Annotated in this window: 19 protein-coding genes; 4 read left to right on the top strand and 15 right to left on the bottom strand. The window is 66.2% G+C overall.

Translation table 11 applies throughout. The annotated features are described in order from the left end of the window. The first annotated feature begins 76 nt into the window (after window positions 1-76). Both IPI67_27540 and IPI67_27535 read left to right on the top strand, forming a co-directional pair. A complete protein-coding gene (locus IPI67_27540; GenBank protein ID MBK7583936.1) occupies window positions 77-814 on the top strand; it encodes a CBS domain-containing protein in 738 nt (245 codons plus the stop codon). Between the two features lie 57 nt (window positions 815-871). Further along, window positions 872-1,351: a CBS domain-containing protein gene (locus tag IPI67_27535; protein MBK7583935.1), complete on the top strand. Its 480-nt coding sequence runs from the start codon at window positions 872-874 to the stop codon at window positions 1,349-1,351. A gap of 30 nt (window positions 1,352-1,381) precedes the next feature. Here IPI67_27535 and IPI67_27530 read toward each other — a convergent pair whose 3' ends face one another. After that, on the bottom strand, window positions 1,382-2,134 hold the full coding sequence (locus IPI67_27530) for a hypothetical protein (GenBank protein ID MBK7583934.1): 753 nt from the start codon (window positions 2,132-2,134) through the stop codon (window positions 1,382-1,384). 67 nt (window positions 2,135-2,201) lie between these two features. Between IPI67_27530 and IPI67_27525 the strand changes: the two genes are divergently transcribed. Beyond that, window positions 2,202-2,633: an RpiB/LacA/LacB family sugar-phosphate isomerase gene (locus IPI67_27525; GenBank protein ID MBK7583933.1), complete on the top strand. Its 432-nt coding sequence runs from the start codon at window positions 2,202-2,204 to the stop codon at window positions 2,631-2,633. Between the two features lie 4 nt (window positions 2,634-2,637). Here the strand turns inward: IPI67_27525 and IPI67_27520 are convergent, their stop codons facing one another. The 5 genes from IPI67_27520 to IPI67_27500 are packed head-to-tail and all read right to left on the bottom strand — an operon-like array spanning window position 2,638 to window position 7,838. Further along, a complete protein-coding gene (locus tag IPI67_27520) occupies window positions 2,638-4,149 on the bottom strand; it encodes a TolC family protein (protein ID MBK7583932.1) in 1,512 nt (503 codons plus the stop codon). Then, window positions 4,146-4,784 carry a TetR/AcrR family transcriptional regulator gene (locus IPI67_27515; protein MBK7583931.1) on the bottom strand — a complete coding sequence of 213 codons (639 nt, stop codon included), beginning with the start codon at window positions 4,782-4,784 and terminating at the stop codon, window positions 4,146-4,148. The genes IPI67_27520 and IPI67_27515 overlap by 4 nt, the downstream gene beginning before the upstream one ends. 2 nt (window positions 4,785-4,786) lie before the next feature. Beyond that, window positions 4,787-5,914: an ABC transporter permease gene (locus IPI67_27510; GenBank protein ID MBK7583930.1), complete on the bottom strand. Its 1,128-nt coding sequence runs from the start codon at window positions 5,912-5,914 to the stop codon at window positions 4,787-4,789. After that, the gene (locus tag IPI67_27505; protein ID MBK7583929.1) at window positions 5,911-6,870 is read right to left on the bottom strand and encodes an ABC transporter ATP-binding protein; all 960 of its coding nucleotides are present in this window, start codon (window positions 6,868-6,870) and stop codon (window positions 5,911-5,913) included. Before IPI67_27505 ends, IPI67_27510 begins: the two co-directional genes overlap by 4 nt. Continuing rightward, window positions 6,867-7,838: an HlyD family efflux transporter periplasmic adaptor subunit gene (locus IPI67_27500; protein MBK7583928.1), complete on the bottom strand. Its 972-nt coding sequence runs from the start codon at window positions 7,836-7,838 to the stop codon at window positions 6,867-6,869. Before IPI67_27500 ends, IPI67_27505 begins: the two co-directional genes overlap by 4 nt. Before the next feature lie 122 nt (window positions 7,839-7,960). On the opposite strand from IPI67_27500, the gene IPI67_27495 reads away from it, so the two are divergent. Further along, entirely contained in the window at window positions 7,961-8,839 is an 879-nt protein-coding gene (locus IPI67_27495; GenBank protein MBK7583927.1) for a hypothetical protein, read from the top strand. A gap of 30 nt (window positions 8,840-8,869) precedes the next feature. On the opposite strand, the gene IPI67_27490 is transcribed toward IPI67_27495, so the two are convergent. The 9 genes from IPI67_27490 to IPI67_27450 form a co-directional block, all read right to left on the bottom strand. Then, a complete protein-coding gene (locus tag IPI67_27490; GenBank protein MBK7583926.1) occupies window positions 8,870-10,423 on the bottom strand; it encodes a VWA domain-containing protein in 1,554 nt (517 codons plus the stop codon). Beyond that, on the bottom strand, window positions 10,420-12,027 hold the full coding sequence (locus IPI67_27485) for a hypothetical protein (GenBank protein ID MBK7583925.1): 1,608 nt from the start codon (window positions 12,025-12,027) through the stop codon (window positions 10,420-10,422). The genes IPI67_27490 and IPI67_27485 overlap by 4 nt, the downstream gene beginning before the upstream one ends. Before the next feature lie 152 nt (window positions 12,028-12,179). Then, window positions 12,180-13,472, bottom strand: a complete 1,293-nt coding sequence (locus IPI67_27480; GenBank protein MBK7583924.1) for a hypothetical protein — start codon at window positions 13,470-13,472, stop codon at window positions 12,180-12,182. Between the two features lie 23 nt (window positions 13,473-13,495). Beyond that, entirely contained in the window at window positions 13,496-13,888 is a 393-nt protein-coding gene (locus tag IPI67_27475) for a hypothetical protein (protein ID MBK7583923.1), read from the bottom strand. Continuing rightward, a complete protein-coding gene (locus IPI67_27470; protein MBK7583922.1) occupies window positions 13,888-14,946 on the bottom strand; it encodes a hypothetical protein in 1,059 nt (352 codons plus the stop codon). The genes IPI67_27475 and IPI67_27470 overlap by 1 nt, the downstream gene beginning before the upstream one ends. Then, window positions 14,943-16,334: a serine/threonine protein kinase gene (locus tag IPI67_27465; protein MBK7583921.1), complete on the bottom strand. Its 1,392-nt coding sequence runs from the start codon at window positions 16,332-16,334 to the stop codon at window positions 14,943-14,945. The genes IPI67_27470 and IPI67_27465 overlap by 4 nt, the downstream gene beginning before the upstream one ends. A gap of 141 nt (window positions 16,335-16,475) precedes the next feature. After that, window positions 16,476-19,079 (bottom strand): hypothetical protein, encoded by a 2,604-nt coding sequence (locus IPI67_27460; protein MBK7583920.1) that lies wholly within the window; start codon window positions 19,077-19,079, stop codon window positions 16,476-16,478. A 69-nt stretch (window positions 19,080-19,148) separates the two neighbouring features. Continuing rightward, window positions 19,149-20,162 (bottom strand): hypothetical protein, encoded by a 1,014-nt coding sequence (locus tag IPI67_27455; GenBank protein MBK7583919.1) that lies wholly within the window; start codon window positions 20,160-20,162, stop codon window positions 19,149-19,151. Window positions 20,163-20,259: 97 nt separating this feature from the next. Further along, the gene (locus IPI67_27450) at window positions 20,260-20,595 is read right to left on the bottom strand and encodes a hypothetical protein (protein ID MBK7583918.1); all 336 of its coding nucleotides are present in this window, start codon (window positions 20,593-20,595) and stop codon (window positions 20,260-20,262) included. Window positions 20,596-20,612: the final 17 nt, after the last annotated feature.

Below are 20,612 nucleotides of genomic sequence, written 5' to 3'. Positions count from 1 at the left end.
CTTGCTGCCCACCTCACTGGAACCCATCTGCTCGTTTCGCGGTTGCGACTTGGATAGTTCCGTAAGGAGACATGTCATGCCGAGGACCGTGAGTGAAGTGATGAACGCTGAGCTCTTCAGCCTGCGCTCGGGTGATGGCACCAGCGAGGCGCTCGGTTACATCTTGGGTCTGGGCATCACGGGAGCGCCCGTGCTCGACGCGGCCAAGCGACCCATCGGAGTGGTATCGATGCGCGACCTCTTGCGGACTCCGGCACCCGGGACGGTCGCTGCCTGCATGACCGTTCCGGCGGTGACCGTACCGGCCACGGCCAGCATCGAAGACGCGGCTCGGGCCGCAGCGGACGGCGGCGTGCATCGTGTCGTTGTCGTGGATGCGAAGGGTCGGGCGGTGGGTGTGGCTTCGTCGCTCGATCTGGTTCGAGGGCTCCTCGGTATGCCCGCGTTTCATCCGGCGACCTTCCCTCATTGGGACAAGGCGCGAGGAGTTTCGTGGACCGACGACACGCTGCTCGAGCTCGATCGAGTTGGTGGCGCGCCGAACGGTCCTGGCGTGCTCGTGCTGATCCGCGGTGGGCGGAACTTGGAGGAGCGCGTGGTGTGGGCGGAGACTGCACACAACGTCCGTACGCGACTCCACGACCTGTTGTCGCGCCCACAAGACGACCAGCCGCTGCTCCGGCGCATCATCGAGCTCTACTCCGGGCTCCGCTTTCGAGCGGCGCTCGTGACGCTGGCTGATCAGCGGGAAGCGATCGCCGAATCACTGATGGCGCAGGCGCTCTCTGCGCCCGCTCCCACCCAGACCGATTGAGGAAACAAGGAGAGGGGACGGCGAATGGCAACAGGGTTGACGCGGGTCCGAGACGTGATGACAAAAGCGGTGCTAGGCATCGCGCCGACGATGCGCGTGATCGACGCCCTCGCGTTCACGAAAGAGCATGCGATCACTCACCTTCCTGTGTGTGTCGACGGGCGGGCGATCGGAGTCGTGTGCATCTGCGATCTGGAGCGTGCCTCCCTTGTGGCCGAAGTCTCGACGCTGATGCACTCACCGCCCGTGTCGGTGGATGCTGACGCCATCATGGCCGAGGCGGCGGCCCACATGGCGGAGCACGGCGTTGGCTCGCTCTTGGTGATGTCCGATGCGCAGCTGTCGGGCATCGTGACGCGCAGCGACTTCGAGCGCATAGGCCTGGCGGAGGCGGCGTTCGGGGAGCAGCGTTGCTCGGCGTGCCGTGGGTATCAGCACGTGCATCTCGACCCGGACTGCGGGTACTACTATTGCGTGGCGTGTCGCGCTCAGGTCCGCTCGGGCAGTGCCTTCCCGAAGCGCAGCGACGGCGAGTGAGACGGAGTTTTCAGAGCCGAGCGCTCAGCGTCACTCGAACCCATTGAGGTGCACCAAGTACCACTCTCCGCGCCACGAGATCAGGCTCGTGACCTCGAGTGAGGCCGGCTTGCCGTCGCCCGTTTCGTATCGAAGTCGAGAGTGAGTCACGCGAAAGTAGCCGAGCTTGTTGCCCTCGGTATGCGGTTTCATCCAGCGGGTCTTGCCCTTCGGAAGCTCGAGACCAATGAAGCGCGCGCCGGCTGCCTGGTTGCCCAAGCGTTTGTGATAGTCGTGCACGTCGCGCCGAAAGTGCGCGATCAGTCGGCGCTCCCAGTCGCGCTTCGGGTCTTGTACGTCTTTGACTTGTTGGTACCCAGCCAGCGGGAAAAAGAAGGGCTCGGCAATCGCGGGGTCGTCCCCGACAATGGCCCGGAAGACGGCGCGCACACCGGCCTCGAACCAGGGTGAGCTCGTGGTGGGTTCGACGTCGGTCTGAGGCAACGGCTTCCCGTCCGGCCCGAGCAGCGCGGGCGGCACGAGCGCGGCAGCCGCCGTCGCATCAGCACCGCCATCCAGCACTTCCGGCGCTCCGCCGCCATCCGTCTTCGAAGCGTCGCTCGAAGCTGGCGGCGGAGGGCTGTTCGTCGGCCGGCGTGTCGGTTTGGTGAGTCGCCGCTCGCGACGCGGAGGGGTGTCGCTGGCGACGCCCGTCGGCCCTCCCGGACCCTTGGGCGGTTCAGCGCGATCACAGGCGGAGGCGCAGGCCAGGAAGGCGAGCGCGGCCCAAACACGGAGCTTCATGGCGAGCGCGAGCCTAGTCCGTCTGCGTGCGTTCGGGCTACATCGCATCGAGGTATGCTGTGGGCCCATGCGAGTTGCGCTAGGAGCCGACGAGGACACCCACCTGATCACGGCCATCCGCCGCTGGCTCGAGGAACGAGGACATGTCGTGACCCGCTTCGGTCGGGCGGCGGGCGTGGACGAGCCGTGGGCAATTACCGCGCTGGAAATCGCGGATGGGGTCGTGGCCGGCCGGAATGACTGCGGCATCGTTTGTTGTTTCACGGGCACCGGCGTGTCCATCGCAGCCAACAAGGTCCGGGGGATCCGGGCGGCACTCTGTGGCGACGCGGAGACCGCACGCGGCGCGCGCAAATGGAATGACGCCAACGTCTTGGCGCTCTCGCTACGCAGCACGAGCGAGCAGGTCGCGGGCGAGATCCTGGATGCCTGGTTCAGTGAGGACTACGGGGGCACCGAGGACGCGAGCCTCGCCGCCATCCACGAGCGCGAGCGCTGAGCACTCAGCGTGCGTCCCGACCGAGGGCGTGGTCGAGCTTGACACGCGCGATCCGCAGTCCCACACGCGCGTTGATGACCTCCAGCCGGGCGTTCAGCAACTCCGCTTCTGCGTCGGTCAGCTCGAGGCTGGAGGCACGTCCCAGTTTGAACTGCTCCGCGCGGGCCCGGTAGGCCTCTTCGGCTGCTTTCGCGCCTCGCTCCGCCGTGCTGATGGCAACACGAGCCTCGGCGAGTGCTTGGGAGGCGTCGAAGACCTCGGCGCGCAGGGCATCCCTGAGCTGCTCTTTTTGTGCGCCCAGCTTCGCGGCCTGCGCGTCGAGCCCAGCGCTTGCTGCGTTCGCGCCGAGCACGTCGTTGGGTGTCCACGTGAGCTGCAGACCAACATCCCAGGTTGCGTGCCACTCCTTTTTCTGAGGCACGTAGCGCTGGTTTGGATTGGCGTAATAGGCGTTTCCGAACGCATCCAGGCGGGGGTACCCCGTGCTCTTCACGGCGCGTTTCTGCTGCGCCAAGGAGAGCCCGGCTTTTTCCAGGGCCTTCAGCTCCAGGCGTTGTCTCTGGGCCTCGGCGTAGAGTGAAGAGAAGCTGGAGCGCTCCTTGGGGGGCGAGGCTTGTCCGAGGAGATCCTCACCGATCTCGTAGCGGGCCGTTGCCGGATCCCTGAGCAGGGTCCGCAGGCGGTCTTCAGTCAGCTCGGTGAGATTACGAGCTCGCTCGACCAGCAGCTCGGCGCTCGCGACCAGTGACTCGGAGCGCAATACGTCGGCCTTCGAGCCGCGGTCGAGCTCGAGCAGGGTCTTGGCGGCGTCGCGATGGGTCTTGGCACGGGTCAGGTTCTGCCGGGCGACTTCGTGTGACAGCTTGGCTCTTGCCCAACCGTAGTAGACGAGCTTGGCGTCGGCGCTCGCGTTCAAGCGAGCCGCACGATGCACGAGGTCGGCGGCGCTTCTCCCGTGCTCGGCCGCAGCCTGAGCCTGGCTGATGCGCAGGAAGTAGTCCGAGACCGGGACCAAGAGCGAGGCCTGCAGCGTGTACTGATCCTGAACGCTGGGAAACGAGAGCGCGGAGCCTGGGATTGCAACCAGGGGCGCACCGGGAGGTAGGGGCCCGGCGGGCGCGGGTGTGGCTACCAAGTTCGCGTTGCCGGGGCCGAGGCTCTGGCTGTCGACGGGTGACAGGTGCGTGTAGCGCGCGGTCAACGTGAGACGCGGAAACCAGCCCGCGAAGGCCTTGTCGAGCTCGGCGCTGGCGGCCGCGATTTCCGCCTGCCGCGCCCGAACTTCCTGACTGTTCAAGGTGGCGCGTCGGCCCACCTCACTCGCGGTCAGCCCGCCCGGGCGCGCGCTGAGGTTCGCCAGTCGTGACGCGAGCTCGTCGGCGGCAGGGGGCGCCGCGCGCTCGTCCGGTACGGGCAGGGGAGGCGTCGGAGTCTCCTGTGCGAGCGCCTCGTTCGAGACCAGGTTGGAACCAAGCAGCCCCACGAGCAGCAAGGAACAGCGGACGAATCGGATCATTTTCTTGCCTCCGGATTGGACGAAGCTTCGGGCTTTTTTGCGATGCCATGCAGCAGCACCCGCACCAGTTCGGCTGCGAACTCGCCACTTGGGGGGAGCTCCAACCACTGCACGCGGTCGACTGCGATGCGGCGGATCATTTGCGGCGCGATGCCCAGCGCGAACGTCGCCATGACCATGACGGCCGGGTGAAGCGAGGTGTCCAGGTCGCCTGCGCCCATCCCTTCGGCGACGGCCTTCAACATCAGGCCGATGTGGCCTCGCTTGAAGCGATCGAGCAGGTGGTCGAGCCGGTCCGACGACACCATCGCCTCTCGCACGACGAGCCGAAATACGTCGAGCTCGTCGTGAGCCAGGGCGCCGATGCGCTGATACACCTGGCCGATTCTGGCTTCGAACGAGGCTTCGCGGGCGAGCGCCTCCTCCAGTTCGACCAGGACCTTTCCGTAGACCTCCTCGACGACGGCCAGGAACAGGTCGTCCTTGGTCGGGAAGTAGTAGTAGATCATGCCGATGCTGGTGCCGGCGTCCTTCGCGATGTTCCGGAGCGTCGCGCCGTCGACGCCGTCGGTCAGGAAACGGCGCCGCGCTGCGTGGACGATGCGAGGCTCGATGTCACTTCGAGGTCGGGGCATGATCAGGCCAGTTTCTTGCTGAAACGCAGGGAGGCGACCGTCACCAGGACCGCCAGGATTGCCGTCATGGCGAGCAGCTCCGACGACAGGTCCGCGAAGGTCGCTCCGCGGAGCGTGATACCGCGCACGATGCGGAGGAAATGGGTGAGCGGCAGCGCTTGGGACAACCACTGCGCTGGCCGCGGCATGGCTTCGAACGGGAACATGAAGCCGGACAAGAGGATGTTCGGCAGCAAGAAGAAGAACGACATCTGCATGGCTTGCTGCTGCGTCTTGGCCAGGGTCGAAAAAAAGAGCCCGAGGGCGAGGTTGGCCGCGATGAAGACGAAGGACAGCGCGTAGAGCATGCCGAGGGACCCCACCAGGGGCACGTCGAAGACGACCCGTCCTGCCAGCAAGATGAGGGTCATCTGGGCATAACCGATGACGATGTACGGGGCGATCTTGCCGACCACCAGCTCGAGGTTCTTGACCGGCGAGACGATGAGCTGTTCGAGCGTGCCGCGCTCGCGCTCGCGCGCGATGGCCATCGCGGTGAGCATCACCATGGTCATCGTCAGGATCACACCGACGAGCCCGGGCACGATGTAGATGGCCGTGCGGAGATCAGGGTTGTACCAGGTGCTGGGCTCGAGCTGGATCGGCTGTCCGGGTGCACCCGCACCCTGTCGTGCGAGGCGCGTCACCAGGAGCTCGCTGCTGCGCGCGGCGACCATCGACGCGGCCGTGTTCGTGGCGCTGGCGACGGTCTGCGGATCGGAGCCATCGATCACCAGCTGAACCTGGGTGGGGCGCCCTCGGACGAGGTCGCTGGAGTACTGTGTGGGGATTACCAGCGCCACGCGAGCGCGGCCCGCGCGCAGCGCATGTTCGATTTCCGAGTAGTCGCGCACCTCGCCCACCAGGTCGTAGAAGCCCGTGGCGCGCAGGCTCTGGGCCAGATCGCGGGACTGAGCGCTCTGATCCTGGTCGTAGACCACTGTCGGAATGTGGCGAACGTCGGTGTTGATCGCGTAGCCGAAGAGCAGGAGCTGCATCACCGGCAGGACCAGCATCATGGCCAGCGTCATGCGGTCGCGGCGAAGCTGCAGCAGCTCCTTCTTCGCGATGACCCAGGGGCGCAGGTTCATGCGGCGCTCCGCTCGCTCGCGCCGCGCGCTTCCGCGCGCACCATGCTGACGAAGGCGTCCTCCACCGTGACCCGCGCGGCACGAGAGCGCGTGAGCGACAGGCCTGCGGCGCCAAGCACCTGCTCGGCGAGCGCGACCGGGTCGGCGTCGTTGCGCGTCGCAACGCGCAGTAGGTGGCCGTAGTGGGCGACCTCGTCGACGTCGGGATGCTCGCGCAACGCCGTGGCCGCCAGAGTTGCTTCTTCTACCTCGAGCTCCGCGACGCGAAGCTTGCGGCGGAGAACGACCTCGTCGGGCGTCCCGATGTCGAGCACTTCACCGCTGAAGATGAAGGCGAGACGATGACAGCGCTCGGCCTCGTCCATGTAGTGCGTGGTCAAGAGCACCGTCGTCCCGTCGTGCGAGATGCGATGGATCTGCTCCCAGAACTCCCGACGGCTCACGGGGTCGACACCCGCGGTGGGTTCGTCCAGGAACAGGAGCGGAGGCTGATGGATGGTGGCGCTGGCCAGCGCCACGCGTTGTTTCCAGCCGCCCGAGAGTGTGCCGGAGAGCTGCTTCCGGCGCCCGACGAGACCCGTCGCCTCCAGGACCTCCCGGATGCGTGCACGCCGGCGCCGCAGCGGAACACCGTAGATGCCGGCGTAGAAGGACAGGTTCTCCTCGACGCTCAGATCTTCGTACAAGCTGAAGCGCTGAGTCATGTAGCCGATGCGCTCCTTGATGCGCTCGGCATCTCGGCCAATGTCGAGGCCGACGACGGTGCCTCGCCCGGCCGTGGGGTCGAGGATGCCGCAGAGCATGCGAATCGTCGTGCTCTTGCCGGCGCCGTTGGGACCGAGCACGCCGAAGATCTCGCCGGTCTTGACCTCGAGGTTCAAGTCACGGACCGCGATCAAGGCGCCAAAATGCCGGGAAAGATGCTCCGTCTTGATGATGGGCTCGCCGGCCTTCATGGGGCCCGCTCGATCTTGGCGAACGCGGGGACGCCGGCGTGCAAGCGCTCCTCCGGATCGTCGATGCGCAGGCGCACGCGCATCACCAGGTTGGGTCGCTCGCGCTCGCTGAACAGGTAGCGCGGTGTGAATTCGGTGTGACGACCGATGTGCTCGACCTTCGCCGTGAACACCGCGTTGGTCGAGTCGACGCGTACCGAGGCCTTCGCCCCGACCTGGATCCCGTCCAGCCTACCGATGGGGACAAAGACGTCGGCGTAAGGGTGGGTCGTATCTCCGAGCGTCACCACTGGGGCGCCCGGTGCGACGACCTCGCCCGATTCGACGTGGACGTCCAGGACCACTCCGGCCTTGGGTGCCTTGAGCACCTGGCGTTCGATGCGCTCGGTCTGCAGGCTCACGGTCTTGTCTGCTGCCTCGGCGCGGGAAGTTGCGCCGGCGATCTCCTGAGAGCGCGCACCGCGCTTCAGTGCCTTCAGCTGCTGCTCGATGGACTGACGGTCCGCCACCGTGATGTTCAGCCGAGTCTCGATTTCGTCGACCGCCGCTCGGGTGCTCACGCCCCGTTTCTCCAGCTCGCGCTCTCGGGCCAGGTTTTTCGCCAGCTGGGTCTCACTGGCTCGGACCGCGCGGATGCGCGCGTCCAGAGCGCGCAGCTCTTCGGGGCGTGGGCCCGCCTTCAACAGCGCGACCTGGGCCTTCGCGGCCTCGACCTCGAACGCGCGAGCTTCCCGGCTGGTCTTTTCCAGGGTCGAGTCGAGGGCGGCCAGAGGGGCAGCGTCCTTCACCGTGTCGCCGCGCATCACTTCGACCCGGTCGACGCGGCCGCCGACCTCGAACCCGAGCACCCGCTCGTCCAGCTCGATCACACCCTGAAAAGGTTCTTCTCCCTCGGGCGCTGCAGGTTTGCAGCCGAGGGCCAGAAGGGCGACGAGCGGGAGCCAACCACGCCAGTCATTCTTTATCATACGACTGAGAATAGTGCTGGCCTGCCGGTCTGCAAGGGGTTTTTTTTCGTTGGAGCGAGGCTCGGGAGAAAACCGCGGTTCAGCCTCTCATTGACTCCGGCTGGGGCGGTACCTTCGGAACGGTGAACTCGCTGCTGCGCCTGCTGGACCTGGTGCGCCAAGACCTGGGCGCCGCGGACGCGCGCGCGGAGATCGGCGGGGGGGAGCCGACTGACCCGAAGCTGGTCTGGGCCGCTCATCCCGGTGGCTTTCGAGTCGTGGTGGTTTTCAACGAAGCCCCGGCGGATCCGGGCGACAAACACAGGCGTTTGGTCGAGCTGCTCGAGTCGTTCGCCGGTGTGAACGCGGGCGTGGACGGGGTGGAGCTGAGATCGGATTCCAGCATCGAGCGCAGGCTCGACGCGGAGCTCGATGCACTTGCGGCCCGGGTCGAGGCGGCCTGCGCTTTTGTGGTCGACGCCGAGTCTCCCGTGATTTGGGGAACGTCGGGAAGGCGCCACCTCGATGACGGCGTCGACATGGTGACACGCCTGTCCGGAGTGCTCCGGCGCGCGAAACAGGCGGGAATCAATCCGTTCGAGTTGGTCTCGCTCGCCGGGGACGCCGCAGAGCTCGAGCTACGGCTGACGGGTCGAGGACTCGATCCCTGGAGCGCTCGGTTTCTGGTGCGGGAGCAGGAGCGCTGTAGCGGGGCCGGTTCCACGTTCCGACGTGAGCTGGCTGCCGCTTCGGCACTCGCGAGCTTGCGCGAGGTGTGGACCGACGGCCCGTCGTCGCCCGTCGAGCCTCGCAGCTTGGACGAACATTTCGGCGTCGTCGCCCGGTCGTTTGCGGCGAGCTATGCGCTCGTGCTCGGCTTCGACGGGACCTTCTCGCCGCTGCATGCCGAAGCGGCCGCGCTCCACGCGCTCCCCGTCATCGAACGCCTGGTCATGGCACTGCCGCCCATCGAGCCGCCGGACAAACCCGGCAAGCTGCTGCGGCTCCGGCCACCGCGCTGAGCTGCGGCCCGCCAAAGATTGGCCCTGCGCTCAAGGTTTCTTGGGGTAGCGATCGAGCAGGCTCCACATGTCTTCGAAGGCGTTTCCCGGCTGTTTCAGCGGCACCAGGCGCTCGAAGGCCTCGGTGAAGCGGTTCTTCGTTGGGGCCTTGAGCGCAGAGACGAACGATTGAGTCGCGAGTACCTGGTCCAGCCCGAGCGGGGAGCCGTTCAGCAGCTCGGTGGCCGTCGGAGTCTTTCCCGCGCTCGCTGGCTGATCGGTCAGTGTGTTCGTTGCGCTGACCTGGATCGAGAGCGGGTAGTTCGCGCCGTCTTTGAGGATGACCTTGTCGTGACAGGCTTGGAGGTTGAACACGAACGCTGCCGCGCTGTCTGGAGGCAGTGACTCGAGCTTCGTCAGATCGGCGGCCCCACCGTTCTGGGACGGCGGATCGAGCGAAGTGAGGAACCACGGCAGCGTGACGGTCAGCTTGACGTCCTTGTAGAGTTGCCCAAACACGCGATCGAAGCGCTGCCGGAGCGAAGCGTCGGCCGCTTCCGCAGCCTCGACGTAGACGTAGCTCCCGTGACCTGCCTGGCTCACGGCGTTCAGGAATGCGTCGCCAACGACGAAGCTGCCACCGACGCCCACGCTGCTCGATGAAATCCCAGCTTGGGCGGCGGACTCGAGCGGGCCAATGGGCAGGGTTGCGGGGTCGCCTTGCCCATCGCTGATGAGCACGACGCGGTTCCACTGTTTTGGCTGAAGCAGCGTCGTGGCGTGGGACAAAGCGGTCTCGAGGGGTTCGCGCAGCGTGCTCTCGTCACCGAGATCGAGTGAGCCCTCGAGCCCCAGCGTCTCCGCTGCCGGATCGGCTAGCGTTTGGTCGAAGACGAGGCCAAGTCCAGGGACGAACACACTCAGGTGATCGTTCGGGGCCAGAGCATCCGTCAGGGCGCGCAGGGCTTTCTTCGCGCGCGCGAAGGGCTCACCGGCCATCGACGGCGTGGTGTCGACCACCACCGTCAGCGCGACGGGCGGGCGTGTTGCCAAGGGTTCCGACTGAATTCCCACGAACAGCTGGTATTGGCGCGGGATGGGCGTCGTCCCGATGGTCACCGCGCGCAGCGTGGCGGTCAGGCTGAGCCCGCTGGCTGCGGTGTTCTGGCTACGGCCGACGTCGTAGTAGTTCAGGAAATCTTGGGTGCGCAGGCTGGCGGAGACCGGAGCCTGGTGGGCGTTCAACGTCTCTCGAGCCCGCGTCGCCGAAGCCATGATGCGAGCGTTCGGCACACTGGCGTCGATGACCTCTGTGGACTTGACGTCGGCGGTGCCGCATACCGTTGCGACCAGAGGCTCCGCCGAGGCTTGCTTCCCGTCATGCGGGACGAACGATCGCTCTGCCTCCTCAGCGTAACCAAAGTCCTCGGGCGACACGCCTGGGGCTGCCCCGCTGCCACCTATTCCAGAGCCTCCCCCGACGCCCGTCTTTGGGCCTCCTGGCCCTCCGAGGTCGCCGCCAGAATCCGACGAGCTCGAGCACGCTGCGGAGAGTCCCAGCGTCAGTGTCGAGAGGGCCAGCAGTGCAATACGTTGGTGTGTCATTGGGTCTTGTAACTGGGGTGCATCTTGAGCAAGGCGAGGAGCTCGGCTGCGACGTTGGTGTTGGTCTTCTGGGCGGACAGCACCGCCGTCGCTTCGGTGAAGCGGGTCACCTCCGGGTACTTGAGTGCGTCGACGAACGATTGAATGGAGTCCATCTGGTCGAGCTCCGGTGTCGCGGTGCTCAGGGCCAGGAGTTTCTTGCCGGGATGAGAAAACAGTGTGAAATCTGGCGCCGCTTTCAGGGTGCCGTCTGCGAATGCCGAGGTCACGGTGACCTCGAGTGGTTGAACGCCATCGATCGAATCGAAGATCGAGCCCTCGCTACATGCGCCGAGGTGAAACACGAAGCGCGCCCACTCGCCGGGGGCGAGGTACTTGTCGGTTCCGCCGCTGCCGCTGCCGGCGGTTGGGCTCTCTTGGGCGTCCAGAGAGCGGAGGTACTGGGGCAGGCTCACTCGAATGCGGATCTGATCGCGAGCGATGCCGAAGATCGCGTCGAACTGGGTCGGCGAGAAGAGTTTGTCCGCTTCTGTCTCGGAGTCGACGTACAGGTAGCGCCCGCGCCCCTGATGGCTGAGGCGATAGAGAATCGAGTCGCCGTAGGCGAGCTCCGGGCTCACGCCCACGGTCGTCAGGAAGATCTGGGCGTTGAACGCCGCCGAGCCGATGGCTTCGTAATCCGGCGCGTTGGCGTCCTCTTCGCCGTCCCCGATCACGAGGATTCGGTTCCAGCTCCCGGCCGGCAGCTTCTTCGCTGTCTCTTGGGCGACAAGAATGGCATCCGGCAGCCGCTTCGCGACTGACCCACCCCCGAGCTTGACGTTCTGTGCCAGGTCGGCGAGCTCCTTTGTCGGATCACTCAAGGTGAGCGTGAGCGGCTCGAAGCTCGGGTCGGTGGACATCAAGCTGACGACGTCCCCCGCCTTGAGCCCCTGGCCGAGGGCGGCGACCGTCGACTGCACCCGCGTGAGCGCGAGCTTCGTCAGCGACCCGTCGGTCAATAGCGTCAGCGCAACCTGCGGCCGCGGAGAGACCGGCCCGGCGACGACGCCGACGAACAGGTCGTACTGCGCCGGAATCACCTGCCCGTTGATGACACGGTTCCGGAGCTCATACTTCCCTGCTAGCTGATTGGGTTGTGCATCGGCTGCACTAGGGACCGCGAAGTAGTTGAAAAAGTCCGAAGTCCGCACCGCCCCGGGAACGGGCGTCTTTCCGGTGTTCAACTGCTCTCGAGCGCGGGTGGCGCTGGCGGTGTTGCCGGGATCGGTCGGCGCGGCTGTCAGCGTATGGCTGTGGAGGCTGGGATCGTAGTTCGGGCAGCTATTGACGGGAGACTTGGTGGCGGTCGCACCGGAGCCGCCGGTGCCATTGGCGCCGCCGAAGCTACCCGGTCCGGGGCCGCCCGCACCGCCCGTGGAGAGGTCGCCGGGGCCGGACTCGACGGTCGGGAAGTCTGCTTCAGGATCGCCGTTGTTGAGCCAACCGCCCGCGCCGGCTGGGATCGAGCCATCATCCCCGCCGTTCGAGGACTCGGCGGCGCACGCGCAGGCCAGGCTGCCCAGGGTCACCGCGACGAACCACTGACCTAGCACCGACCTCATCTGTAGCCTCCAGCGCGAGCGCCCCGGACCTGACTCCGGGAGCGTGCATCGGAAATCTAGCACGTGCCGTGCCGCGGCTCTGGACCCAAGATTTCCCAGGAAACGCGGCCATCGGGCCAGCGATTTGGCACATCTGTGCCAGGGGGTCCGCATCAGTTGCAGGCCGCGACGCCGCAGTTGTTCACATCCACTGCCTCTTTCACGCAGGTGGCGTCCCACTCCACGCAGCAGCAGTAGGCATCCTGCGCACACACCTTCGCCACACACGTCGGGTCGACGTTCGGGCACGACTGAGTCTTCAGGAGCGGGGGCCCCGGAATGCATTCGTCGTGGCATGCGCTGGACTTGGCGCAGGCCGCCGTACAGACGCCTCCGATGCAGATCCCATCGCAGCAATCGGGATCTTTCTCGCAGTAGATCTGGGCGCAGGCGCAGACGGGACCCTGGTCACCGACCACGCATTTGCCGCTGCAGCAGTCGCCGTTGTCGCCGCAGGCTTGGTCTACGGCGTTGCACTGGGCTCTACACTCGCCGAGGCGGCACTCGAGGCCGGTGCAGCACGCAGTGTCCGCGCAGCCGTAGCCCTTGGGCATGCAGGGATTGTCGGTCGGCAGGCACAAACTGTCATACTGTTCGGTCGTCGGGTGTTTGTTCACTGCGGGCTTGCACTCCGTGCCGGCGCAGCAAGTGCCGGGAGGATCGGTAGATCTGCATGGCTTGAAGGCCTCACGACACGCCTGCGGAAACTCGCAGGTGCCCGTCGTGGCCAGGCAGTCGGCGCCGTCGCAGCAACGGTCGTTGTCGGCTGACGAACAAGGCGTTCCCAGCGGCAGGCACTGGTCCTCCGCGCACTTTCCGTCGCGACAAAACTGCGAGCAACACTGCAAGTCGTCGGTGCAGTCCTCCAGCGCAGGACGACACACGTTCTTGCCACACGCCTGGTTCTTCGGGTTGTAGATGCCGGAGCAACACGAGTTGGCGTCCGGGGTCTGGACGCCGTCAGGCCGGCAGCACACCTTCTGCCCAGGCGCCCCCGCGTCCGAGTCGACGCCCGGGCTGGTCGAAGCATTGGCCAGTTGTTGGCAGCGGGCGGTTCCGCCGAGAAAACCACAGCACTCCTCTTCACGGTCGCAGGCGGTGAAGACCGAGCCGCACACGGGGTCGGCGTTCAGGCACTTCCGGCTCTTGCTGCAGCTCTCGAGGCAGTTCTTGCCTGGGATCTGCGAGAGCCACTCCGCGCGTGCGTCCGCGCTCGCGGTATCGAGTCGCGGCCCGACCAGGTTCTTGCAGGTGGAGAAGTCGTAACATTTCTCGGCGAGATCACACAGATCGTCGGCCGAATCGCTGTAGTCGTCGAAGCCGAGCAGCGAGCTGCAGCTCGAGAGCAGCGTCAGCGTCGCTCCAAGCAGTACTGCCAGAATCGCCGTTCTCGACCAACGCCGCATCGAAGCGGAGGTCTGCAGCGCGCTCACGGTGCACCGCCACAGATCTTGCCCGGGGTGGGTGTCGCGCAGCAATCCTCGCAGCCGTCGAGCTCACACGTCTCTCCGTCCGCGGTGCAGGCTGGTGGCATGTAATAGAGCTGGTTGAAGCAGGTGTCGCCGCTGCAGCCGCTGGAACAGTATTCGTCGAAGCTCTCCAGCCACGCGCTACGTTTGTTCGGCGTCGCGATCTGGAGTCGGCCCGACACCAGGTCCGTGCACTGGTTGAAGTCGGACAGCGCTTCCGGCCGGCACTGGCACACGGCATCCGCGGCGTCGGCCTGCTCGTCGTCGATCCCGAGCACTCCAGAACAACTGAGTGTTGCCAGCGCACCGAAGGTCGCGAGCACTCGCGGGGCGATCGGGCGAAGGACCAGCATCAGAGCGCTCCCGACAACACGAGCCCGCCACCGCCGGGCGCGAAGTACGGGGCGAGGGCTGCCCGCGCTGGCGTGACTCGGGTCTTGGCTGCCGGCACAGCGCGGGATTCTGGCGCCGAAGGTGAGGTCAGGATCAAGGTCGCGCCGACTGCGGTGAAGAGCACCCCTCCAATCCCTACCCACTGGCCGATGGTGGCGTAGCTCTTTGCGCTGTCGATGGTGTCGAAGCCGTTGGGACTGCAGTAGCCATTCAGGCACTGGTCTGGTTCGTCCGCCTTGCTCTTCTTGTTGAGGGCGACGAGCTCCAGCACGCCGGCGGTCAAGAGGGCTGCCACCCCGACACCGCCGACCACGTATCCGATGGTCTTCTGCGAGCTCGAGGGTGGCGGCGGAGGCGGGGGTGCCTGAGTGGGCGCGGCGGTCGGCGCCTGCGTCGGAACCGGGGGCGGGGGCTTCTCCTCCGGGAACTCCTGGTCGATGGCTGCCAGATCGAAGCTCACGCTGACGGTCTCGCTGGCCTTGGCAGTGACGGTCTCGCTCTTCAAGACCTTCTCACCGCGCTGCACCGTCACGGTGTGCTCTCCGGGGTCAACGGGAAGGCCGACGCCGAAGGTGCCGGGTTCGAGCGTCACTTCGCCGCGATGCACGGAGAGTTCGGCGACGGGATTCTTCACCTCGACCTTCAGCCGCGGCAGCTTGGGTTCGAGCTTGTCACGGCGGTCCGTGGCGAACTTCTCGCGTTTGTCTTTGTCGCGGCGGGCGAGATCGGCGGCCTCGTTCCACTCCGCCCACGCGGTCGCAGTCTTGCCGATGCGCTCATTGCAGTCTGCCAGGTTGACCAGAGTGCCGAGGCCTTTGTCGAGTTTGTAACTGGCGTCGAACTTGGGGCAGGCCTCGGCGTACTTGCCTGCCTTAGCCAGCGCCTTGGCTTCTTTGTACAGCGCCTCGGCAGCAGCGGCGTCGCCTTGCGCGGCGGCGGAGCCGGTGACGAGCGTTGTGATCAAGAGCGCGGCGGTGGCGTGGCGGGCGTAGGCGCTCGCAGTGCTCGTTGCTGTCATTTCCGTCCCATGTCGAGGGGGTCTTTGATGGGCGTGGGGTTGGTCGTGGTGGGCGGCGGGGTCGTGTTGACCTTGGTGCTCCCGCCGGTCGGTTTCAACGCGGGTTTTGTGGAGGGAGCAGCGCTCGCTTCCGCGCTAGGAGCCGGCAGCACCGACGGAGTCGTGGCGGGTTCGACCAGCGGCTCGGCGCTATTCTTCGGGGTAGGCGCGGTAGCCGTGAGCTCGGTCACGGGCTGGGCCGCCGGCTCGATCGGTTCGCTCTTGGGGGTCGGCGCGCGAAAGACCAGCCAAATGCCGCCGATGCCGATGCCCACGACGAGCGCGCCCGCGATGAGCACCACGTACCTGCTGGCGCTGCTCTTGTTGGTGACCTGCGCCGCGAGAGTGTCGGAGCCGATGCCCGACTGGGCGCCGCTGGCCACCGCCGTCGCCGCAAAAGCGTCCTTGCTCGACGAACGGCGGCTGCTGACGCGGCCGGGCGGCACCGAGAAGTCCGTGCCCGAATTGACCTGTGACTCCTGTCCGAGGGCGAGGGCTAGCGCATTCACGGCGTCGGATGCCGTCTTGAAGCGGTCCTCGGTCTGACGTGCGCAGCAGGAGGCGAACCACTGATCGAACTCGGGGCCCAGCGTCGACCCGCGCCCGCTCGGGACCGGCAGCGGCTCGTAGGCGATCTGCGCGACGAGGTGCGGGAGGGTCTCGGCGGTCCAGGGCTCGGAGCCAACGAGCATGCGGTGGGCCATGATGCCGAGCGCCCAGATGTCCGTCTGCGCGCAGATCTTCTCGGGCTGCCCCAGGATTTGCTCCGGCGCCATGTAGAGCGGGGTTCCAAAGATGGCGCCCGTCGCGGTCTTCGACGCCACGCTCTCGGAGCCCTGGGTGAGCTTGGCGATGCCGAAGTCGAGCAGCTTGACGCAGGGCGTTCCATCCTCGCGATGGGTCAGGAACAGGTTCTCGGGTTTGATGTCGCGGTGCACGATGCCGAGGGCGTGCGCCTTGTCCAGCGCGCGGGCCATCTGCTGCAGGTAGACCAAGGCGTCACTCAGCGGCAGGCGGTGCTCCAGCAGCTGGTCGAAGCTCTGCCCGCGCAAGAGCTCCATCACCAGGAAGGGTGCCCCGCCGAGCTCCGCCGCGACGTCCGCGTCGGTGACCTGCACGACGTGATCACTCTGGACGCGGGCCGGCGCCCGCGCTTCGCGCCGGAAGCGCTCCACCGCGATCTCGTCCTTGAGCATCTTAGCGTTCAGGACCTTGAGCGCGAGCTCCTGCCCCGTGTGGACGTGCTCGACGACGTACACCGAGCCCATGCCGCCCTCACCGAGGCGACGCTGCACCCGGTAGCGGCCTGCCACCACGGTGCCCAAGCTGATGCTGTTCACCTCGTTCATCCCAAAGCCAAGCTGTAGACCCGAGGCTCGAAGGCTAACACGCCGGTTGGAGGGCGGGCCAGGCGACGGCCTCCGCAATCCGTGCGGGGGCTCCGCTATGCCGTCCCGTGGAACAAAACCGGACAGCCGGGGCGGAGCTGCTCAGCTGCTCGCGCCGGGCTCGTCGGCGGGAGGTTTCACCTCGGCCGTCGGGCTGCTCGTGTCGGCGTCGCTGGCTTCCGATTCGGATGCCGGCGCGGATTGGGCCTGCTCGAGCGGCGCGGCAGCGGAAGGTTCAGGTTCTACCGCCGGCGCTCGCGGCTCCGGTTCGCTCTCCGCAGCGACTGACACCTCGCTGGTGGTGTCGCCGTCTGCGGGTTCAGCGAGCGGGGCCGTCGAGATGGAGTCCATCAAACCCTCGCCGCCGGCTGCTGCCGGGGCAGGGACGAGCTGAGCGGCGAGCCCGAAGTCTCTGCTCAAGATCAGCAAGAGCAGGGTGGCCACGCCGAGCACGATCAGCGCGCTCGAGTAGTAGAAATGCAGGCCGAGGTCCTTCTCGATGGCAACGAAGTATTGAGCCGCGCACAAGCCGAGTAGCGCGATCCAGAGCCCGCCGTCCGCGGCCTTGAGCGGCCAGAGTTCGCCGCCCTTCTTGGTGTCTCGGAGCTCGGTCGCCAGCATCGGCAGCACGAAGATGAAGTGGATGTAGTAGTTTGCCGGGTGGAAGACGACAGGGATCATCAGGGTGCCGAGGGTCGCGGCGAACGCCAGGTTCTTGCGCCGCCCAGCGATCAACACCATCACGGAAAACGCCGCGATGCCGGCCACGAACAGGTTGGTGCGCGCCAGCATCACCCGAGTGTGGATGCCGTCCGGACCGCCGATCAGCGCACGCAAGCTGACGTGATTCACGTGGGGGTCACGCTGCAGCATCGAGACCTTGTGCAGCCACTCGGGCCACGAGCGAAGCCCGAACATGGCAGAGGACGCGGCGAACAGCACGATGCCGGTCACCAGCGCGCCCAGCACGATCTTCAAGAACGGCATCTGCTCGCTCTTGATCAACGCGATCGACGGCAGACGTTTGGTGGTGCGGACGTGATCAATCAACCACCACAGGGTCGGTAGCGCGACGCCCACCAGCGCAAAGAATGGAAATGCGCGAATCATTCCGGATAGCATCAGGAGTGCTCCGGCCAGGATCCATCGGTTCAGCTTGAGGGCGGCGATGCCCATGGCCAGATAAGCGAGCCAGTCGTGGCGTAGGGTCGCGCCGGCCCAGCAGGTGCCGAACATGTAGAAGTCGTTGGCGCCGAAGATGATGGCGCACACCAAGGCCGTTCGGACCCCGAACGCGCGCCAGATCATGCCGAGCGCGACGATCAGCAAGATGGGGTCGAGCATCGCCGTGATGGTCAGAGTCTGGTTCGAAGCCCAGGCGCTTCTGAACAACGCGTGGCCAAACATGAACCACACGGGTGTGGCGTTTCCCCCGTGGTCGCTCATGCTCCCCAGGTAGTCGCGCACCCCCATGTTTTCCCGGAAGTAGCGCATGTCGCGCTTGAAGTCCTCCCAGCGTGCGGGTGAGAACCTGCTGCGCACCTCCTGGATGTCCGCTACCGATTCGCCGACACTCTGCATGCGGTGAGTGCGGAGGCTGCGCAGTTGCTGGGTCCGCAGGCTGTCGAGTGTCACGCTCTTGTCGTCGTCGACATAGGCAGCGACACTGCCCAGGTAGAGCCCGTCGAAGCGCAGCTCCTTGAAGTACTTCGCGATCGGGAAGTACACCCGCATGTCGAAGTTGTGGACGAAACCCGGGCGTCCGTTCTGGTAATCGTGAAACTGCGGGTGCCCGAGGTTGTAGAACGCACCGATGGCGAGCGCCGCACAAACGCCCAGGACTCCCACGGAAACCCGGCGATTTGCCAGCAGCTTGGCCGGCGCGAACACCTCGCGCACCACCAGGAGCGCTCCCACCGCCGCGACGACTCCGCGCACCAGCGCGACCTCTCGTGTACTCGGAGGCCAGGCCACGCTCAGCGCGCGCCAGGCGTCGAAGCCTGCCACGCAGGGCACCAGCATGACGAGCAGCGTCCACCAGAACGGCGCGCCCTTCCAGGTGAACACCACGAACAGCGCCAGCGCCAGGCCGAGCGCGAGGATCTTGTTCCGCAGCACCTCGTCTGGTGGGATGGAGTCCTTGACGACGGGTCGCGGCGGCCAGGTTCCAGGTTTCTCGGAGAAGACCTGGATCTCTGCGAGCGCGAACGAGCCGTCTCCGCCCGTGGCGTTCACGCGGATGAAACGCGCTGTTGCCTGAAGGTCGTCGGTCGAGCGGGGCTGCAGACCGCCACCTCCGACCGGTCGTCCGTCCCAGAGCGGTCGGAAGGTAGTGCCATCGTCCGACATGCTGACCGAGTACGTATCGTTGTCGTCGCCGAGCAGATAGATGGCGGCGATGGGTGTCGGTTTGCCGAGGTCCCACTCGGCGAACGCCTCCGATGACGAGAAGATGGTCGTCAGCTCGCTCTTCCAGGCGTCGCCGCGAGGTGCAACGACGTTGTCGGTGAGGCGCTCCTCTCGCCTCAAGCCCGATGACTTGGTCGGCGGTTTGCCGTGGATGATGCTCTCGCTGGTGCCGCCGAAGCCGAAGGTGCTGGCCGCGCGAGAGCACGCCGGGAGCACGGCCGCGATGAAGACCAAAACGACACCCAGCAGCAGAACCGCCTTCTTCTTCACGTCGACCAATTTTCGTTTTCCGTCCACGAGCGAGCACCCTTCGGCGTCAAGGACGCGGCAGGATAGCAGCGACCCCGCCCCCGCCAAGCTTCGTGCTCAATCGTAGGTTCCGCCGGGTATTTTGGGCCCTTTGTGGATGAGGATCCCGTTCACGAGCGGTATGCTCAAGATGTTTCCGCCCGCGACCCAGACGCCGCCCTTGGGATCGATCCACACGGAATGAAAGTCTGCGAACACGTCGAAGCCGAGTGGTTCGTCAACCCAGTCCCCGGCCTTGCGCCGCATCACACTGCCGCCCGTGCCCGCGGCGTAGCCATCGTCGCCTCGGGTGCGGATGCCGATCATGGCGTGTCCCGGCGTCGTCGGGCTCACGTCAGTCCAGGTGTCGTTCTCGTCTTCCAAGATCACGGCTTGGCTGACTCCGCCCACTGCGGTGTAACGCCCGCCCGGCTCCGCGAAGAGTGTCAGCAACCGGCGATTGGTCGGGGAGTTGATCTGGGTGAAGGTCGAGCCATCGAAGTGGACGATGGCGCCGTCCATGCCGACGAAGCGCACGTCGTTTGCGGCTCGTCCCCAGACCTTGAACCAGCTGGAGATGGGGACACTCGGGAAACCGTTGGCCGATGCCCAGCTCGTGCCGTCCCAGCGCCAGACGAATGCGTTCCCGGGTTTTGCCGGATCACCCCCGACAGCCCACAGGTCGTCTGCGCTCGCGCCCCAGATGCCGAACACCGTCGCGGTGCCCGGCGTTGGCATTTTTTCGAACGCGCCGCCGACGAAGCGTAAAATCGTTCCCCCGCTGCCCCCGAAGAACGCGGGACCTGCCGGGATTGTGTGGACCCACCACAGATCGACATCCTGACCCGTCGGGCGTCGAGCCCAAGCCTTGCCGTCGAAGTGGAGCACGAACGCGCCCGAGCCATCGCCGGGGTTGCCGCCGACAGCCCACACGTCTGATTCACTGGTGCCGGAGATCCCGATCAGCGCACCCGGCAACTCGCTGAAGGTCTGGACGAACACGTTGGGATCGTGTGACGGGCCACCGCCGCCGTCGTCGCTACACGAGATCAGGCAGGGAAGCCCCGCAAACACCAGCCACGCCAAGCGCATGCGCCGCAGCCTAGATCAAAGGCCCGGCGACTGCGCGCGCACATTCTTCGAGCCAGGCCCGGCGCGCGTCTCGGGTGGCCGGCGGCCGATCTCGGAGTCACTTGCCGCGGCTGGCGCGCGCTTTTGGCGAGGTGGTCTTCCGCGTCTGGCGTCGTTTCAGGTTCGAGTCCGGTTTCTGTCGATTCGACGCGCCCCGCGTCGACTTGCGTGAGGGGCTGCCGGTCGCCGAGTCCTCCAGTTTGTACGACGCTTTCTTGTCGGCATGCGCCGAGGCATTGCGGGCATCCGTGTGGCCCTTGCCTCGCTTCTTGTCCGTTGCGCTCACCCCGGGCAGCGAGGTGTCGACGGATTTGGGCTTCGACTTCGTCGGTGCCTTCGTGCGGGCCTTCGGGCGCACGGCATCGCGGTGAAACTTGGCGGCTTTCCTCAGCATGTCGACCTCTTCTTCGC

This window comes from Myxococcales bacterium, assembly GCA_016706225.1.
In the GTDB taxonomy this organism is placed as follows: Bacteria; Myxococcota_A; Polyangia; order Polyangiales; family Polyangiaceae; genus JADJKB01.
This window is presented reverse-complemented; position numbering and strand designations above follow the sequence as displayed.

Bases quoted from the DNA above. Each gene is read 5' to 3' on its own strand.
- IPI67_27540 (MBK7583936.1), top strand. From the start codon at position 77: ATGCCGAGGACCGTGAGTGAAGTGATGAACGCTGAGCTCTTCAGCCTG.
- IPI67_27535 (MBK7583935.1), top strand. From the start codon at position 872: ATGACAAAAGCGGTGCTAGGCATCGCGCCGACGATGCGCGTGATCGAC.
- IPI67_27530 (MBK7583934.1), bottom strand. From the start codon at position 2,134: ATGAAGCTCCGTGTTTGGGCCGCGCTCGCCTTCCTGGCCTGCGCCTCC.
- IPI67_27525 (MBK7583933.1), top strand. From the start codon at position 2,202: ATGCGAGTTGCGCTAGGAGCCGACGAGGACACCCACCTGATCACGGCC.
- IPI67_27520 (MBK7583932.1), bottom strand. From the start codon at position 4,149: ATGATCCGATTCGTCCGCTGTTCCTTGCTGCTCGTGGGGCTGCTTGGT.
- IPI67_27515 (MBK7583931.1), bottom strand. From the start codon at position 4,784: ATGCCCCGACCTCGAAGTGACATCGAGCCTCGCATCGTCCACGCAGCG.
- IPI67_27510 (MBK7583930.1), bottom strand. From the start codon at position 5,914: ATGAACCTGCGCCCCTGGGTCATCGCGAAGAAGGAGCTGCTGCAGCTT.
- IPI67_27505 (MBK7583929.1), bottom strand. From the start codon at position 6,870: ATGAAGGCCGGCGAGCCCATCATCAAGACGGAGCATCTTTCCCGGCAT.
- IPI67_27500 (MBK7583928.1), bottom strand. From the start codon at position 7,838: ATGATAAAGAATGACTGGCGTGGTTGGCTCCCGCTCGTCGCCCTTCTG.
- IPI67_27490 (MBK7583926.1), bottom strand. From the start codon at position 10,423: ATGACACACCAACGTATTGCACTGCTGGCCCTCTCGACACTGACGCTG.
- IPI67_27485 (MBK7583925.1), bottom strand. From the start codon at position 12,027: ATGAGGTCGGTGCTAGGTCAGTGGTTCGTCGCGGTGACCCTGGGCAGC.
- IPI67_27480 (MBK7583924.1), bottom strand. From the start codon at position 13,472: ATGCGGCGTTGGTCGAGAACGGCGATTCTGGCAGTACTGCTTGGAGCG.
- IPI67_27475 (MBK7583923.1), bottom strand. From the start codon at position 13,888: ATGCTGGTCCTTCGCCCGATCGCCCCGCGAGTGCTCGCGACCTTCGGT.
- IPI67_27470 (MBK7583922.1), bottom strand. From the start codon at position 14,946: ATGACAGCAACGAGCACTGCGAGCGCCTACGCCCGCCACGCCACCGCC.
- IPI67_27465 (MBK7583921.1), bottom strand. From the start codon at position 16,334: ATGAACGAGGTGAACAGCATCAGCTTGGGCACCGTGGTGGCAGGCCGC.
- IPI67_27455 (MBK7583919.1), bottom strand. From the start codon at position 20,162: ATGCGCTTGGCGTGGCTGGTGTTTGCGGGGCTTCCCTGCCTGATCTCG.
- IPI67_27450 (MBK7583918.1), bottom strand. From the start codon at position 20,595: ATGCTGAGGAAAGCCGCCAAGTTTCACCGCGATGCCGTGCGCCCGAAG.